14 protein-coding genes and 2 pseudogenes are annotated in these 15,740 nt (G+C 33.4%); 1 reads left to right on the forward strand and 15 read right to left on the reverse strand.

All coding sequences use genetic code 11. The features are described from left to right. Nucleotides 1-17: 17 nt before the first annotated feature. The 6 genes and pseudogenes from dapA to MY490_RS14445 all read right to left on the reverse strand — a co-directional run bounded on the left by dapA (nt 18) and on the right by MY490_RS14445 (nt 4,744). Nucleotides 18-911, reverse strand: coding sequence for a 4-hydroxy-tetrahydrodipicolinate synthase (gene dapA / locus MY490_RS14420; protein WP_248266345.1), 894 nt, complete (start codon nt 909-911; stop codon nt 18-20). Nucleotides 912-931: 20 nt separating this feature from the next. Further along, on the reverse strand, nt 932-2,161 hold the full coding sequence (dapG, locus tag MY490_RS14425) for an aspartate kinase (RefSeq protein WP_248266346.1): 1,230 nt from the start codon (nt 2,159-2,161) through the stop codon (nt 932-934). A gap of 25 nt (nt 2,162-2,186) precedes the next feature. After that, complete coding sequence (asd, locus tag MY490_RS14430) at nt 2,187-3,167, reverse strand: aspartate-semialdehyde dehydrogenase (protein ID WP_432707083.1); 981 nt, start codon at nt 3,165-3,167, stop codon at nt 2,187-2,189. Between the two features lie 246 nt (nt 3,168-3,413). Continuing rightward, a pseudogene (gene spoVFB / locus MY490_RS14435) lies at nt 3,414-3,596 on the reverse strand (dipicolinate synthase subunit B); the annotation flags it as partial. Between the two features lie 145 nt (nt 3,597-3,741). Further along, nucleotides 3,742-4,275, reverse strand: a complete 534-nt coding sequence (locus MY490_RS14440) for a hypothetical protein (RefSeq protein WP_248266348.1) — start codon at nt 4,273-4,275, stop codon at nt 3,742-3,744. 292 nt (nt 4,276-4,567) lie between these two features. Further along, on the reverse strand, nt 4,568-4,744 hold the full coding sequence (locus tag MY490_RS14445; RefSeq protein WP_248266349.1) for a cell division protein FtsZ: 177 nt from the start codon (nt 4,742-4,744) through the stop codon (nt 4,568-4,570). A 119-nt stretch (nt 4,745-4,863) separates the two neighbouring features. Between MY490_RS14445 and MY490_RS14450 the strand changes: the two genes are divergently transcribed. Next, nucleotides 4,864-6,360 carry a recombinase family protein gene (locus MY490_RS14450; protein WP_248266350.1) on the forward strand — a complete coding sequence of 499 codons (1,497 nt, stop codon included), beginning with the start codon at nt 4,864-4,866 and terminating at the stop codon, nt 6,358-6,360. Between the two features lie 35 nt (nt 6,361-6,395). Here the strand turns inward: MY490_RS14450 and dpaB are convergent. From dpaB to rbfA, 9 genes and pseudogenes are all read right to left on the reverse strand, one after another. Then, a pseudogene (gene dpaB / locus MY490_RS14455) lies at nt 6,396-6,821 on the reverse strand (dipicolinate synthase subunit B); the annotation flags it as partial. Then, a complete protein-coding gene (gene dpaA / locus MY490_RS14460; RefSeq protein ID WP_248266351.1) occupies nt 6,818-7,720 on the reverse strand; it encodes a dipicolinic acid synthetase subunit A in 903 nt (300 codons plus the stop codon). The gene dpaA and the pseudogene dpaB, both read right to left, overlap by 4 nt. 229 nt (nt 7,721-7,949) lie before the next feature. Further along, entirely contained in the window at nt 7,950-9,194 is a 1,245-nt protein-coding gene (locus MY490_RS14465) for a M16 family metallopeptidase (RefSeq protein ID WP_248266352.1), read from the reverse strand. A gap of 101 nt (nt 9,195-9,295) precedes the next feature. Next, complete coding sequence (locus MY490_RS14470) at nt 9,296-10,276, reverse strand: polysaccharide deacetylase family protein (protein WP_248266353.1); 981 nt, start codon at nt 10,274-10,276, stop codon at nt 9,296-9,298. 286 nt (nt 10,277-10,562) lie between these two features. Beyond that, nucleotides 10,563-12,677: a polyribonucleotide nucleotidyltransferase gene (gene pnp, locus MY490_RS14475; protein WP_248266354.1), complete on the reverse strand. Its 2,115-nt coding sequence runs from the start codon at nt 12,675-12,677 to the stop codon at nt 10,563-10,565. Between the two features lie 231 nt (nt 12,678-12,908). Then, a complete protein-coding gene (gene rpsO, locus MY490_RS14480; protein ID WP_248266355.1) occupies nt 12,909-13,178 on the reverse strand; it encodes a 30S ribosomal protein S15 in 270 nt (89 codons plus the stop codon). Between the two features lie 139 nt (nt 13,179-13,317). Then, the gene (gene ribF, locus MY490_RS14485; RefSeq protein ID WP_248266356.1) at nt 13,318-14,259 is read right to left on the reverse strand and encodes a bifunctional riboflavin kinase/FAD synthetase; all 942 of its coding nucleotides are present in this window, start codon (nt 14,257-14,259) and stop codon (nt 13,318-13,320) included. Between the two features lie 72 nt (nt 14,260-14,331). Next, complete coding sequence (gene truB / locus MY490_RS14490; RefSeq protein WP_248266357.1) at nt 14,332-15,243, reverse strand: tRNA pseudouridine(55) synthase TruB; 912 nt, start codon at nt 15,241-15,243, stop codon at nt 14,332-14,334. 72 nt (nt 15,244-15,315) lie between these two features. Further along, on the reverse strand, nt 15,316-15,663 hold the full coding sequence (gene rbfA, locus MY490_RS14495) for a 30S ribosome-binding factor RbfA (protein ID WP_025568543.1): 348 nt from the start codon (nt 15,661-15,663) through the stop codon (nt 15,316-15,318). Nucleotides 15,664-15,740: the final 77 nt, after the last annotated feature.

Here is a 15,740-nt window from a genome sequence, read left to right on the forward strand (position 1 = left end):
TGTAAGTGGTTTTCTTATTAATTACTTTGTAATGCTTCGTCTAATTTATTTATTAATATACCGATCGTTGTGCGTTCAGCTTCTGAAAGTGGTACAAGCGGTAAACGAACTCCACCAACATCTAAACCTTTCATTTGTAAAGCCGTTTTGATTGGACCTGGACTTGGAGCCATGAAGAATCCTTCAAATAATGGTAATAGTTTACGGTGTAAGAATTGTGCTTTAGCCATATCTCCAGTGAAGAAGCTTTCAGCTAATTGTTGCATTTCATTTCCTAACACGTGTGATGCAACTGAAACAGTTCCCTTTGAACCAATTGCAAATGCAGGAAGTGTTAGGCCGTCGTCACCACAGTATAATTCAAAGTCTTCAGGAGTACGGTCAATAATTTCCGTCATTATGCTTAAGTTACCAGTCGCATCTTTAATTGCAACTACATTCGGAATTTCTGCTAATCTTACAACTGTATCTACAGAAAGGCTAGCAACTGTTCTACCTGGTACATTATATAACATTACAGGCAGTTCAGTACTTTTTGCTGCCGCTTTAAAGTGTTGATAAAGCCCTTCTTGGTTTGGTTTATTATAATAAGGTACAACTACCATTATTGCATCTACACCTAAAGCAGAAACCTTTTTCGTTAATTCAACTGTTTCACGAGTATTATTACTTCCTGTACCCGCGATTACAGGTACTCTTCCTGCTGCAGTTGAAACAACATGGCTAATTAATGCTAACTTTTCTTCAGAAGTTAACGTTGGGGATTCTCCAGTTGTTCCACAAACTACGATTGAATCCGTACCATTCTCAATTAAGTAGTTCACAAGTTTTGTTGTTTTTGCGAAATCAATATTTCCTTTTGAATCAAAAGGTGTTACCATCGCTGTTGAAATTTTACCAAATCTACTCATTGTTCCACTCCGATCAAATATTAATCCACTTTAACTGAACTAAGTTCAAATGCATCATGAAGTGCAGTAACTGCTTCGACCATATCTTCATTTTTGACAAGTACCCAAATAGTAGTATGACTGTCAGCTGATTGTAAAATTTGAATCCCTTTTTCAGCTAATGCAGTTACAATTTTAGAAGTTACGCCAGGTACTCCTGCAATTGCTGCACCAACTATTGATACTTTTGCACATCCTGTAGTGTATGAAGGCTCATAGCCAATACCTTTTAATACATCAATCGCTTTTGAAGCAACTTCATCACTTACAGTGTATACTACACCATTAGGTGAGATATTAATAAAGTCTACACTTATTCCTTTATTTGCCATTGCTTTAAATACTTGAGAATGTAAATCAAAAGTATGTTCCTTTGAAGTTACTCTAATTTGCGTAACATTCGGTACATGTGCGATTCCTGTAATTAAACGATCTTGAATATTTTCACCAATAATTCGTTGTGTAGGATTCGATGTTACTAGTGTACCTAAACTATTTGAATAAGTTGATCGAATTCGAATAGGTACCTTCCCTTGCATTGCAATTTCTACAGCTCTAGGATGAATTACTTTCGCCCCTTGATATGCCATATTACAAATTTCTGCATAAGTAACAACAGATAAAGGTCTTGCTTCTTTTACAATCCTTGGATCTGCTGTCATTACGCCTTCAACGTCAGTAAAGATTTCAATTGTTTCTGCGCCAACAGCAACCCCAAGTGCAGAAGCAGAAGTATCACTTCCACCTCTACCTAATGTTGTGATATCACCATTAGATGTTGATCCTTGGAATCCTGCGACTACTACAACATCAAAGTTTTCTAGCTCTTTAATAAGACGTCCGCATTTCATATCAAGAATTTTTGCATTTCCAAATTCATCATTTGTTCGGAAACCTGCAGATGCACCTGTCATAGCCATGGCATGAATACCGTTTTCATTCAATAAATTAGAAAAAACAATTGATGAAATGGTTTCACCACAAGACATTAATAAATCAAGTTCTCTTTGTGTAACCTTACTTTTTTTTGCGCCAACTAAATTTAATAGTGTATCTGTTGCATATGGTTCACCTTTTCGTCCCATAGCAGAAACAACTACTACTAATTTATATCCTTTTTCTAATGCTTCTTTTATATGCTTAAGTGCGTGCTTTCTTCCATTTTCGTCACGTACTGAAGTCCCTCCAAATTTTTGGACTAATATTTTCATTCTTGCACCTCTCTAGCAGTTTTCACTAAATGATGCTTAACTCAATTAATCTTTCAGCAATTTGCACTGAATTCCAAGCAGCACCTTTTAATAGATTATCTGAAACGATCCATAAATGGAATCCAAATGGATTATCTAGGTCTTTACGGATACGTCCTACAAATACTTCATTACTTCCAATACTGTAAAATGGCATTGGATATAGTTGTTGTTCTGGATCATCTTGTAAAACGATTCCAGGTGCATCACTTAAAAGAGATTTAAGTTCCGCTACCGATACTTCCTTATCAACTTCAATGTAAACTGACTCTGAGTGACCAGAAATTACAGGAAGTCTTACACAAGTTGCGCTAATTTGTAATTCAGGTAAATGCATGATTTTTTTCGTTTCATTAATCATTTTCATTTCTTCATAAGTATATCCATTCTCAGTAAATACATCGATTTGTGGAATTGCGTTAAAAGCAATTTGATAATGTTTCTCGCCACTTTTTACCGGTAATACTGATGGAGTTGCTTCTTCACCATTTAAGAATGCTTGCGCTTGTTCCTTTAATGCTTCAATTGCTGTAACTCCAGCACCAGAAACGGCTTGGTAAGTTGAAACTACTACTTTATTTAAACCAATTGATTGACGAATTGGTTCTAAGGCAACAACCATTTGGATTGTTGAACAGTTAGGATTTGCAATTATACCTTTATGATTAAATAAATCTTTGTCATTTACTTCAGGTACAACTAAAGGTACATCTTCAGCCATTCTAAATGCACTAGTGTTATCTACTACTACTGCCCCTCTTTTAACTGCTTCAGGAGCTAGGTCTTTTGATACTGAACCACCAGCACTAAATAAAGCAATATCAACACCTTCAAAAGCTTCAGGAGTAGCTTCTTGTACGATTACTTCTTCACCTTTATATGTTAATTTTGTTCCTGCAGAACGCTTTGAAGATAAATATTTAATTTCTTTTACCGGAAAATTTCTTTTCTCCAATGTTGCAATCATTTGTTGTCCAACTGCTCCAGTTGCACCTACCACAGCTACTACATAACTTTGTTTATTCCCCACTTTTTTTGCACCATCCCTGTTTTCACTTTTATTAAATAGTTTACGTCAAATGAAGTTTATATTCAAAGGTTTTCGCTTGAATAATTGATTTCATAGTAACGAGTATGTATCCTAATGACACATACTCAATTTTCTTCATTCTAACATAGAAAAAATAATTCAGTCCTATTTTTTCTAAAATATTTATTGGAGATCGCGATATTTTTCAACTAAAACAGGTTGAAGTTGTTTTCCTTCAATAGAAGATTTTACTGTATCAAGCAATGATTCCATTCTTGCCACTAATGAATTCGGTTTTTTTATTGGATCATCTTGACCAAAGGGAATAAAATAGATATTTTTTGTACTCATTAAACGCATTAAATTATGACTTAGAGGATAATACCGATCTAAACGGAATATCATTGGTTTGGGACAGTAAAAAATTGACTTTAAAAGGAGCAGGTTAAAGGATTTAAAAGGGGATTGAAACAAAAAATTAAGCTTAGTAAATAATTTTTAAAATCTCACCCTACTGATTGTAGTGAACGATATATTTAGCGTATACATAATCAAGTTGTTTTTTAATGCAAGTATTATAAAAGGATTGTTTATAATCAGTATATAGTACCTTTAAAAACCGATCTCTAATTGATTTAATCGTCAAATTATGAAACCGTAAATAGGTTTCAGTCCAAAATACCATATTCTTTGAAAAAGTTTCATCGTCGATGTCAAAAAATGTTCGTACAGCTCGAACACCAATATTCCCCATTAAAACAGTAACATCTTCTACGTCAACATTTGCATCTAGTTCAAAAATAATAACCTCTTGGCCGTTTCTAGTTCTATAATTTGCCCCCTTAATTGAATAACCTATTAATTCACCATTTGTAAGATCCAAAGCAACTACACCTTTAGCATAATCTAAAGTCCAGTTATTATAAGCTAGTTCTATGACATCTTTTATTCTTACATTTAATATTAAATGTTCAGCAAGCTTACGTTCGATCAACTTTTCCTTTGAAATAAATTGTTTTTTTAAATGATATTCGATAATAACCAACATTCCTCTCTATGATGAATATTTAGAATCACTATCACTATAATTACGATCGTTATGTAAAAAAAATGACAGATTTTTGAGTAATCTGTCTCAGAATTTTTCTGAAATTCATGAATCATCTTAATCATGGTCACTATTATATCTGCAGTTAAATTGATTGCATATTTAGTTTTTTACCGTTGTAAAAGTACAAAAATAATGTTTCCCTATGGAATTTAGTTTTTGGAATAATAGCTGATCAATGGATATTATCAAAAAAAGCACCCTTTTTTAGGTGCTTACTAAATTCATTCTACTGATCATCTTTCTTATACAATTCTTCTTTAACAATCTTCCAGCCAATCGTATAAATTTCTTCAATAATTTTCTTTCTATTTTCTTCTGTAACATCATTTGGCGCAATTATATTCACTTTTGTTTTTCCAAATTGATAGGTAGCAGTAAATTCTGTTTGTTTACTCAGTATCACCACCCCCATAATTCATTGTATGTTTTGTTTTATGGCGGACTAACCAACATTTTGTTGCTGGTGATTCAAAATTAATTAATTCTTTAATTAGACATATATATAGTCTATGAGGTGATTAAATGGAACGAGTTGCATTGTACTTGCGTAAAAGTCGAGCAGATTTAGATGCAGAAGCTAGAGGTGAAGGTGAGACCTTATCTAAGCATAAGGAGCAGCTTTTAAAATTCGCTAAGGAACATAATTTAAATATAATTTGTATTCGACAGGAAATTGCATCTGGTGAATCGCTTATTTACCGGCCAGAAATGTTAAAGCTTTTACAAGAAGTTGAAGAATTTAAATATGATGGCGTGTTAGTAATGGATATGGACCGTCTTGGACGCGGTAATATGAAGGAGCAGGGAATTATTTTAGAAACGTTTAAATCATCTAGAACAAAAATTATTACACCGAGAAAGACCTATGACCTTCATGATGAGTTTGATGAGGAATACAGTGAATTTGAGGCATTTATGGCGCGAAAAGAATTAAAAATAATTACTCGTAGGCTTCAACGAGGTCGAGTTTTATCAGTCCAAAGAGGAAATTATTTAGGAACCTTTGCACCTTATGGATATGAGATTTATGAAACGAAGGAATTCCGCTCTTTACGCATTAATAACAATCAAGAAAAGGTAGTAAAAAGTATTTTTGAATGGTATACGAAGGATTTGATCGGTGCAAATGAAATTGCTAACCGTTTAAATCAAATGAATATCCCTTCCTATTCTGGAAAAAAGTGGAGTTACCATTCCATTTTAGAGATGATAAAAAATCCTATTTATATCGGGAAGGTGACTTGGAATAAAAAATCAAGTAAAGGGATAAGAAAACCAAAATCTGACTGGTTGATTGTTGATGGAAAACATGAAGCAATCATCGATCCTGATATATATAACTCAGCACAAGATATTTTAACTAGTCGATACCATGCCCCTTATAATAGTAAATTAAGTAATCAGCTAGCTGGTATAATTTTTTGCAGTAAATGTGGATCAAAATTACAGCAGCGTTATCCAAAAGGCAAGCCTAGACAAATTGTGTGTACAAATAACCGCTGTAGCACTCGCTCTTCTTATACTCATTTAATTGAAGAGAAACTCTTACAAGGATTAGAAATTTGGTTAAAAGAATACAAAATAAGTTTTACGAATCAACCCGAAAAAGAAAAATTTGAGGTAATTAATTTAAAAAAACAGGCACTTAAACAAATCGAAAATGATTTAAATGAGGTAGTAAAACAAAAAAATAATTTATTTAATTTACTAGAACGCGGTGTTTATGATGAATCGATTTACAATGAACGTTCTGAAATCCTCTCTAACCGAATAAAAGAACTATCAAATAGTAAATCGTTAATTTTGGATGAACTAGCTAAATATCACAATAGAGTGTTGCCAAACGATCAATTTATTCCAAACTTTGAAAAAGTGTTAGATTTATATTACAAAACAACTGATATAGAACTTAAAAATCGTCTCCTTAAATCAGTATTATTTAAAGTAGAGTATCAAAAAGAGACACATCAAAAACTAGATGATTTTACACTTATACTTTACCCAAAGCTGCCCAGGTGATCTTGTAAACTGATTTGGTATTACCATCTAAGTCACATTAAATTAGTTCCATTTAAACCTAAAGCATCGTTTGTAGAAATACCTAAAACAACAGGTTTTCCATTTCTTAATGTAGCCTTAGCTGCCATTAATACAGGGCTATCAGTTTGAGCATTAGCAAACTTACTCATTGAATTTCCTGTTAATGGTGCAATTACCATACAATCTAATTGTACTTTTGGACCAAATGGTTCTGCTCCTACAATTGAATCAACTGTTTTACGCCCTGTAATTTCTTCTATTTTTTCGATCCAATCTTGCCCTACACCAAATCGAGTTGTTGTGCTTTTTACAGTAAATGTAACAACAGGGTATACGTCAGCTCCATCATCCACTAACTTTTGAATTTGTGGTACTACCTCTTCATAAGTACAATGTGATCCTGTAATACCAAATCCAATTTTCTTACCTTTCAATGTCATTTTTGTTGCTCCTTTCTTTTATCTAAATCTACCTTTAATAGTTGTGTTAGTACGTTTCCAATTATTTGACCTGCAGTTTTAGGAGCAACGATTCCTGGTAAACCTGGTGCTAATAAGGCCTTAATACCTCTTTTTTCAGCATAACGAAAATCTGTTCCTCCAGGTTTAGAAGCTAAATCTATAATTAGTGAATGAGGTTGTAATTTTGAAATGACACTAGCTGTCACGATTTGAACTGGAACAGTATTAATTACAACATCTACATCCTTTATGGCCTCTTCAATATTCTTAAATTCAAAAGCTTCTAAGCCCATTTCAACAATTCTAGCAATATGTTCTGATTTACGAGCGCCTACTTTTACTTTTGCACCCAAACTATGAAAAGTCCTTGCGACACTCATACCTGTACGACCTAAACCTAATACGGCTACTTTTGAATTATGAATTGTATATTCCGTATGTTGAATAACCATCATAATTGTACCTTCAACAGTTGGAATACTATTATAAATAGCTACATCGTCTCGTTCAAATAATTTTACTAACTTTCGATTTGAAGCTGTAACTATACTATCTAAGTAAGAGTTACTAATTCCAGAGTAAATCGTACAATGCGAAGGAGTACTGTCTAAAATTTCTTTTGTCAGCACGACTTTCTCATTTGAAAAAATTGTATCGACAACACCTTCAATATTCGTACCTGGTACTGGTAAAAGGATTGCGTCTAGATCTTCAAAATTTGCATCTGCCATTAATTCTTTTGATGCACTGGTAAAGCCACTATCTAATTGTTCAAAGCCTATTAATGTTACCTTTGCGTCTAACTCTGTTAACTTCCGAATAACTTCGAGCTGTCTGGCGTCCCCACCAATAACAGCAATATGCAAGCCAGTTAACATGCAGCATTCACCTTCTTTACTTCACTATGGTAAATGGAAATTAATCTCTGTAAGCAGGACTACCGCCTAACATCTTTCTCCTAAATATCTTATGAACATTCCATTGCATTGGTGAAGATTCTTTCTAAAATTAAGGAGCAGTAATGAAAAACTGTTTAAATCTGAGCATTTCTATTCTCGCTCATTTGAAAAATAAAAAAGAAGGCCCTATAAGGGGCCCACTAATTGATCAACTTATTGTTAAATTTGGTGGAATTACTCCATCTGGACTTACTAATGAAACTGCATAGTCGTCAGTAAAAACAAACTTCGCAATATCATTTACTTTATCAATTGTTACATCATCTATTAGTTGAATTACTTCATCTAAAGTACGGTGATTGCCTAGCATTAATTCATTTTTACCATTTCGGCTCATTCTGCTATTTGTACTTTCTAATCCTAACATTAAATTACCTTTTAATTGCTCTTTACAATTATTTAATTCTTTTTCTGTTATTCCATCTGCATTTAATACTTTTAAAGTTTCTTGGATTGTTTCAAATAATTGATTTAATTGGCTTTTTCCAGTACCTGCATAAATTGCAACTGTACCACTATCTTGGTATGCAGAGTGATAAGAGAATACTGAATATGCAAGTCCTTTTTGCTCACGAACATCTTGGAATAAACGACTACTCATACTACCACCAAGTATATTATTTAACGCAATTAATGGATATAAATCGCTATGCCCAAGTTCAAGACCTCTATAGCCAACACAAAGATGTGCTTGCTCTGTTTCTTTTTTGCGAGCAATTTGCCCAAAATGGATTGTAGGGATTCCAAAGTTTATATCTTTCTTTTTCCCCTCATAATTTCCAAATAATTCTTCAACACGTTTAATAAAGGATTCATCAATATTACCCGCAATTGAAATAACTACTTGATCCGGTGTGTAAAAATCCTTCATGTACTGACGTAAAGTATCACCATTAAAACTTTTTAAAGTTTCTTCTGTACCTAAAATTGGATAACCTAATGGATGAGTCTCATACATAACTTTACTTAATAAGTCATGAACTAAATCATCTGGTGTATCATCATACATTTTGATTTCTTCAAGTACTACATTTTTTTCTTTTTCTAATTCACCTTCATCAAAAGTAGAATTAAAAAACATATCTCCTAACACTTCTAACGCGTAATCCGCATGAGTATCTAACACTTTTGCGTAATAACAAGTATATTCTTTTGAAGTAAATGCATTTACTTGTCCACCAATTGAATCGAAACTTTCAGCGATTTCTTTTGCATTGCGAGTTTTAGTACCTTTAAAGAACATATGCTCAAGAAAATGTGAAACACCATTTATTTCTGACGTTTCATTGTTTGAACCTGTTTTAATCCAGACTCCAAGTGCAACTGAACGGACAGTTGAAATATTTTCAATTACTACTCTAACTCCATTTTTGCAAGTATGTCGTACAATCATTTAATGCCTCCTATGTATACACCATCTATTTACACTTTTGTAATAAGATTGAAAAATTTAACTATATTTTACAATCATCTTAACAAAGCTGAAAGTAATTGTCATTTGTTTTCAACTTTTTTAATTGTATCGTACCGTTTTTCATCTAATAAAGTTGAAATATTTACAACTTTTCGACCTGATGCCTCTATTTGTGTGATTAGCTCATCAAGTGCCTCAGCTGTCGGTTTCGTTGGATGCATAAGAACGATTGTACCATTGCCTACTTTTTTCATAACACGACTAATAATGACTTCTCTTGGCGGTTTCTGCCAATCAATCGTATCTGCTGTCCACATAATGGTTTTTAAGCCTAAACTTGAAGCAATTTTAACAACCTCATCACGATAACTACCACTTGGAGGAGCAAACCATACAACTTTTTGATCAGTTGTAGCTAGTATGACTGAATTTGTTTGGGTTATTTCATTTCTTATTTGCTGACTACCTAATCTTGCCATATCGGGATGTGTATAAGAATGGTTCCCAACTTCTTGATCTGCAGCAGTGATTAGTTGAGCGACAGTTGGATTATTTTTTACCCATCTACCCTCAAGAAAGAAAGTTGCGTTTGCATTGTGCTTCTTTAATACTTCTAGCATTTTCGGAATATATTCATTTCCCCATGCAACATTGATTGTAAATGCTACCATTGGTTTTTCAGGATTCCCTTTATACACTGGTGATGGTGGTAAATCCTTTAAATGAACTTTTGGAGAAACTTCTTTAAATACAAGTTTATTCTTATCAAACTTACCTTTTGCCTTCATTTTCTTATATGACGCATTAACATCGATTGTTAAACCATTATAGCCTGGTATTGCTTTCCAAACCGAGTCCACATAGGCATCTTTTGGAGGTATTTCGAAAGTTGGCGCTTTTGTTTTGATTTCATCCAATAACCCATTTGTTTTTGCTGTTACAAATGACGATTTTGAAGTTATATCCTTCACGTATTGATTAGTATATTGATTTCTAACTACTAAAATTGCCAGAAATAATGCCATAACGAATGCTAAGACTTTTAACCGACTTCTACTCATTTCCTAAACGCCCTCCTACTAGAAGGAATATGATATTTTTTAATAAAATAGAACAAGCTTTCTACAACTTATGTACGTCTGAATTAGTAATAACTAATTTATCTGGTAATTTCTAGTTCTACTTTTCTTATTGTAACCAAAAAAATTTTAGGCACACATGAAATTACGGAAAATTAAAAGAGAGGATTTAAGCAAGGGGGTTGAATTAAAATAAATAAAAAAACAGGCCCATTTTTATATGTGCCTGTTTTTTTTTGTTCAGGGAAGGCGAACGTCTTCCGCTTTTCTAGTTTTGCTCAGCTTTTTCTTTTTGTTCTTTTAATACAGCTTTGCGAGATAAATTTACTCGTCCTTGTTTGTCGATTTCAGTTACTTTTACTAGGATTTCGTCTCCAAGTGAAACTACGTCCTCAACTTTTGCAATGCGTTCTTCTGCAAGTTCAGAAATATGGACTAATCCATCTTTACCTGCAAAGATTTCAACGAATGCGCCGAATTTTTCAATTCGTTTTACTTTACCCATGTATAATTGACCTACTTCTACTTCACGAACAAGGTCTTCGATAATTTGTTTTGCACGTTCATTCATAGGTTGGTCTACAGATGAAATAAATACTGTTCCATCTTGTTCGATGTCAATTTTCACGCCAGTTTCTTCAATAATTTTATTGATTTGTTTTCCACCAGGTCCAATAACATCTTTAATTTTATCTGGGTTAATTGTCATCATTAAGATTTTTGGAGCAAACTCAGATAATGCCGTTCTTGGTTCGCTTATTGTAGCAAGCATAGAATCAAGAATTTGCATACGACCAATTTTTGCTTGATCTAATGCTTCTTTTAAAATTTGTTCTGATAATCCTTCGATTTTAATGTCCATTTGAAGTGCAGTTACACCTTTAGCTGTTCCTGCTACTTTAAAGTCCATATCTCCTAAATGATCTTCCATACCTTGAATGTCTGTAAGAACTGAATAATGTTCACCAGATTTAATTAATCCCATTGCAATACCAGCAACTGGTGCTTTGATTGGTACACCAGCATCCATCATTGCTAGAGTACTTGCACAAATACTTGCTTGTGAAGTTGAACCATTTGATTCAAGTACTTCTGATACAAGTCGGATTGTATATGGAAAATCCTTTTGATCTGGAATACTTGGCTCAAGTGCTCTTTCACCTAATGCTCCATGTCCAATTTCACGGCGACCTGGTCCACGAATTGGTCCTGTTTCACCAACACTAAATTGTGGGAAATTATAATGATGCATAAAACGTTTTGATTCTTCAATGCCTAATCCGTCGAGAATTTGCACATCACCTAGAGCTCCTAGTGTACAAATGCTTAACGCTTGAGTTTGTCCACGAGTGAATAAACCAGAACCATGTGTACGAGGTAGTAAACCAACTTGTGATGATAATGGACGGATTTCATCTAATTTTCTTCCATCAGGACGAACTTTCTCAACCGTGATTAAACGACGCACTTCTTCTTTTACTAGCATTGAAAAGATTTCTTTAACTTGTCCAATAGTCTCTTCGTCTGCTTCATTTTCTTCAAACTGAAGAACAACACGTTCTTTTACTTCATTAATTGCAGCTTCACGAGCATGTTTTTCATGAACTTGAATTGCTGCATTTAATTCTGTTTCACAAATTTCACGAATTTGTTTTTCTAATTCAGCATCAAGTTCATGAAGCTGAATTTCCATTTTTTCTTTTCCAATTTGAGCTACTATTTCTTCTTGGAATGCAATTAATTTTTTAATTTCTTGATGACCAAACATAATTGCTTCAAGCATTACTTCTTCTGGCACTTCATTAGCTCCAGCTTCAACCATGTTTATTGCATCCTTAGTTCCAGCAACTGTTAAATGTATGTCACTGTTTTCAGCTTGCTCAACAGTTGGATTAATCATAAATTCGCCATTAATGCGACCAACTACAACTCCAGCAATCGGTCCGTTAAAAGGGATGTCAGATACGCATAGCGCTAGTGAACTACCAAACATGGCAGCCATTTCTGATGAACAATCTTGATCAACACTCATTACCATGCTAATTACTTGTACTTCATTACGGAATCCATCTGCAAATAATGGTCGAATTGGGCGGTCAATTAGTCGACTCGCTAATATTGCTTTTTCACTTGGTCTACCTTCACGTTTAATAAATCCACCAGGAATTTTTCCTACTGCATATAAACGCTCTTCGTAGTTTACTGTTAATGGGAAAAAGCTAACTTTCTTAGGCTCTTTTGATGCAGTTGCTGTTGCTAATACGACAGTATCCTCGTATCTTACTAAAACTGCTCCATTTGCTTGCTTTGCTAATTGTCCTACTTCAACAGTAAGAGTTTTACCAGCAAGCTCCGTGGAAAAAACGTGCTTTTGTTGTTCCATATGGTATAAATACCCCTCTCTAATTTACAATTCAAAGTCTAAACTAATTATGTAAAAAAATCATATATTCTCTATTATCTCCTATGTTTAGTAAAGAAATCAACTAACGAGAAAAAGAGAATAAATATTTATAAATTTTAAATTCAATTAATCAGTAATTTTAAAACGATATGTATAAGAAAAAGCGGGAAGAATCCCGCTTTTTCTTAAAGTATCAAATTAATACTCGAATTAACGACGTAAACCTAATTTGTTAATTAATTCACGGTAACGAGTAATGTCTTTGTTACGTAAGTAGTTAAGTAAGTTACGACGCTTACCAACCATTTTTAATAAACCACGACGAGAGTGGTGATCTTTTTTGTGAGTACGTAAGTGCTCATTTAAAGAGTTAATGTTTTCAGTTAAAACTGCAATTTGAACTTCTGGAGAACCAGTATCGTTCGCATGAGTTTTGTAAGTGCTGATAATTTCGTTTTTACGTTCTTGAGTTAATGCCATGTTTTTTCACCTCATAATAATATTGTTGAACACCTATCACCTAGCAGTCGTCGGTGAATCGATTTGCCAAGCAACGGTTTTTCAAGTACTTTAATAATATTACATTGTTTTAATTATAAAAGCAAGTATTCTACATTAGTTATTCTCGAAAATAACTTTTTACTGTTTCACGATCTTTTTGTAATTGATCGATTAACTCAGTTATACCATTAAACTTCTTTTCATCACGTATTCTAGCATACCAAAAAATTTCAACTTCTTTTCCGTATATATCTTCATTAAATTCAAAAATATTTACTTCAATTGTTTGTTTTTGGAACTCATGATAGAAAGTTGGTTTGTATCCAATATTACACATACCTTCATATATTTCACCGTTAACAATACATTTTACAGCATAAACACCTACTGATGGTAATGCATACGGAATAGAAACAGAAATATTAGCTGTTGGAAATCCAATTGTTCGGCCACGTTTGTCACCATCTACAACGATCCCTTTAATTTGATACTGTCTGCCAAGTAAGTGGGTAGCTTCTTCCATTTCACCAGCTTTTATCGCTTCTCTAATTCGTGTTGAACTTACTTTTTCATCGTCTAAAACGAATTTTGAAACTGTTGATTGAGTAAACTCACCTCTAGAGTGAAATGGTAATGATTCCATATTCCCTTTACCATATTTTCCAAATGAAAAATCAAATCCAGCAACAACGTGTTTTGCATTTAAAGCAATAATGTATTGATCGACAAATTCTTGTGGTAGTAGTGTCGCAAATTCCTCTGAGAATTCAACAACAAATAATTGGTCTACACAAAGTTTCTCCATCCACTTCACTTTTAGCTCCAAAGGTGTCAAATAAGAAATCGCATCATCACGATTTCCGAGAATTGCTGATGGATGTGGATCAAATGTCATCACTGATAATAATAATCCTTTTTCATCCGCAATTTCTTTAGCAGCTTTTATGACTTGTTGATGACCTTTATGTACTCCATCAAAAAAGCCAAGTGCTAAGACCGTTTCTTTACAATCTTCTTTTTTTATTGAATGAGGATGGGTGATTTTTATTATTTTTGTCATATTTATCACCTTTTCTATAATCAAGTCTCTTTTCCCATTATAGAACAATGAATAAAATTTATATAGTTTTTTCTATTGGTTATGAAATACTCTTGTCGGTTTAATTACTTTATTATTTTTAGGATTTGGGGTGTACATTGCAATAATTCGATTATTTTCGTTGTAGACTGCAATATATTCTCCTTCTTTACAATTCATCGTGTTCGGAAAAAAACCACCATTAAATACTCTAACCTCTTCTATTTCATTCACATCTAGACGTGGGTACTCATTAAGTGCTTGCTCCATCGATAACATGACACGATCTAAAGTAAAATCATTAGCATTTTCTTCTAATTCAGCAAATGTAACACAATCATCAATCGTAAATGCGCCTGCTTTTGTTCTAGTTAAGTAAGACATATGAGCAGGGAACCCCAAAAGCTCACCGATTTGAACAGCTAAAGTTCTAATATATGTACCTTTACTACAAAAAACTTCAAATTTAAAAGAAATAGTATCTCCTTCGAATACGTCTCGATCATCAAGTAAAATGATTTCAAATATTGTAACCGTTCTAGTTGGACGTTCTACTTCGATTCCAGCCCTAGCATATTCATAAAGCTTTTTACCATTTACTTTAACAGCAGAGTACATAGGAGGCGTTTGACTAATTTCTCCTGTTAATTGATTTAGTATAGTTAATATCTCTTCACGTGTAATAACTCGATCAACCTTCTTTTGCTCAATAATTTCTCCATGAGCATCCTCAGTTGTTGTAGAAAATCCTAAAGTAATTTCACCAATATATTTTTTCCGATCATCGGTTAAATATGGTATTAACTTTGTAGCTTCACCCACACATATCGGTAAGACGCCCGTTACTTCTGGATCAAGGGTTCCTGTATGACCGACTTTTTTTGTCTTTAAAATCTTTCTTATTTTAAAAACGCAATCATGAGAGGTAAGACCCGCTGGTTTATTTAGTGCAATTACACCATTCATCTTATCACCTATCGTTTATTTTTTAGCATGATGAAAAATGGATAGACGAATCTCTCGCCTATCCATTCATTATCAGTTATTCTCTTTATTAATTTGAGTTAGCAATGTTTCAATTCGATTACCATAATCGACTGATTCATCAAATTCAAAAATTAATTCTGGTGTCTTACGTAAACGAATACGTTGACCAATTTCAGAACGAATAAATCCTTTTGCTTTCGCTAATCCAATTAATGTATTTTGACGTTGTTCATCGTCACCTAATACTGAAATATAGACTTTAGCTTGTTGAAGGTCACCAGTTACTTGAACATCAGTAACTGTTACGAAGCCGATTCTTGGATCTTTAATTTTTCTACCAATAATCTCACCAAGTTCTTTCTTCATTTGTTCGCCAACACGATGTGCTCTTACTTTCATACTTTCACCTCAATCATACAAAGCAAAACAATTTATGCTTTATACAATTAGTTTAACTAATTGTATAAATAATTATT

The organism is Gottfriedia acidiceleris, assembly GCF_023115465.1.
Classification (GTDB): Bacteria; Bacillota; Bacilli; order Bacillales; family Bacillaceae_G; genus Gottfriedia; species Gottfriedia acidiceleris_B.